This is a genomic window from Thalassobellus citreus, assembly GCF_044385915.1.
GTDB lineage: Bacteria > Bacteroidota > Bacteroidia > Flavobacteriales > Flavobacteriaceae > Thalassobellus > Thalassobellus citreus.
Genome location: NZ_JBISCC010000024.1, coordinates 1 through 264, shown reverse-complemented (window position 1 = coordinate 264; position 264 = coordinate 1). Strand labels below are relative to the sequence as shown.

Below are 264 nucleotides of genomic sequence, written 5' to 3'. Positions count from 1 at the left end.
GAAGCTGTAGCACCTAATTCAGAATAAGTATCACCAACGTTAATATCGATAGACGCTGCTCCTGTAAGAGTAATAACAGGTGTCGTTGTATCAGGAATCACATTTACCGTTCTAGTAACTTGTGTTGCAGGATTTCCAGCCGCATCAGAAACATTGTAAGTAATAATATAAGTACCTGCTACATTAGAATTAACAGTATCACCATCAATAACAATGTTTGCAGAAATGTCACCATCTTTATTATCAGAAGCTGTAGCGCCTAAT

Annotated in this window: 1 protein-coding gene; it reads right to left on the bottom strand. The window is 37.1% G+C overall.

Going from position 1 to position 264, the window contains the following annotated elements; all coding sequences use genetic code 11:
• The coding region (locus ACH5TX_RS19115; protein ID WP_439337534.1) for an immunoglobulin-like domain-containing protein at positions 1 to 264 on the bottom strand (264 nt) is incomplete at both ends.